This window comes from Vibrio sp. TH_r3 (assembly GCF_033101115.1).
Classification (GTDB): domain Bacteria; phylum Pseudomonadota; class Gammaproteobacteria; order Enterobacterales; family Vibrionaceae; genus Vibrio.
Genome location: NZ_JAWMPW010000060.1, coordinates 1 through 1315, shown reverse-complemented (window position 1 = coordinate 1315; position 1315 = coordinate 1). Strand labels below are relative to the sequence as shown.

Here is a 1315-nt window from a genome sequence, read left to right as displayed (position 1 = left end):
AAACTCAATAAATCCGAAGAACAAATTCAAGTTCAGCCAATAGTGGTTACCGAAAATAATGTCGACCATACAAGTGTGGTGGTACTAACACTTCACAACGGCATTCGCGCTGAATTACCTGCACACCTTAGCGCATCACAAATTAAACATTGGGTTGATGCACTGCAATGATGCCATCAGGAAAGGTTTATCTCGTGACGGGAGTGACTGACATGAGAAAATCCATTGATGGGCTATCATTGATTGTCGCCGAAACACTTGAGATGGATCCGTTCAGTGAAGCTTGGTTTATCTTTTGTAATCGTAGCCGAGATAAACTCAAAATATTATTTTGGGATACAAATGGCTTCTGGCTTTACTATCGCCGGCTAGAGAAAGGTCGATTTAAGTGGCCAGAGCCACGATCCGACAATGCGATACATATCAGTAAACAACAGCTTCAGTGGTTGTTATCTGGCCTAGATCTAAGTCACCCTCGTGCTCATCGACCGCTCAATAATTTAGAAGTGTGACTGCTGATGTTGATCTAAAAATAGGGCTTGAACGATCCTTTTTCACTGTCACACTTAAGGTATCAAAATTGACTGGGCCCTGTAATGACTGAACTTCCTGATGATGTGGAACAACTGAAAGCCATGTTGCTAGAGCTCCATCAACAAAATGAAGCCAAAGATAAATTACTTCAGGCAAAGCAGGAAGAAGTGGTCGAACTTGAAACTAAAGTACAACTTCTGCTTGAACAGCTAAACCTCAGCAAATCTAAGCGCTTCTCATCTCAAAGTGAAAAAATACCGAAAGGTACCTTTAATGAGGCAGAGCAACAAACTTCCGTGCCTAAGTCTGATGATGAGAAGAAAAAAACGGGCCGAAAACCCTTACCAACCGAACTCGAACGTGAAACTCACAAACATGAACTTAATGCACCGTATTGCGATTGCTGTGATGAGCCTTTACACGAATGTGGTGTCGAAACGTCAGAAGAGCTGAAAATAATCCCTCAAAAGGTCAGTGTTATTCGCCATGAGCGAATCAAGTACACTTGTCGCCAGTGTGAAAAAACGCAAACTCAGTCAACAATCATTACGGCCCCTAAGCCCGCTAGCATGATCCCCAAAAGCCTGGGCAGTGCGGACGCCTTCGCGGCGGTCGTGACCGCCAAATATGTGGATGCTTTACCATTGTATCGTCAAGTCGATATATTGAATCGTTCAGGCATCGATGTGAGCCGTGCGACACTGTCTAACTGGTGTGTGCAATTGGGTGATAAAGTTCAAGTGATTATCGACTACATGAAATCAGCACTCCTCAATGAAGG

General features: G+C 43.6%; 2 protein-coding genes. Both read left to right on the top strand.

From position 1 onward, the window contains the following. The first annotated feature begins 167 nt into the window (after positions 1 to 167). Entirely contained in the window at positions 168 to 512 is a 345-nt protein-coding gene (gene tnpB / locus R3X26_RS18735; protein WP_317718837.1) for an IS66 family insertion sequence element accessory protein TnpB, read from the top strand. A gap of 84 nt (positions 513 to 596) precedes the next feature. Next, positions 597 to 1315 (top strand): IS66 family transposase (locus R3X26_RS18730; protein ID WP_317718836.1); only part of this gene is annotated, 719 nt, incomplete at its 3' end.

What these genes read in the sequence shown, in the direction of transcription:
- tnpB (WP_317718837.1), top strand. Translation starts at nt 168, where the DNA reads ATGATGCCATCAGGAAAGGTTTATCTCGTGACGGGAGTGACTGACATG.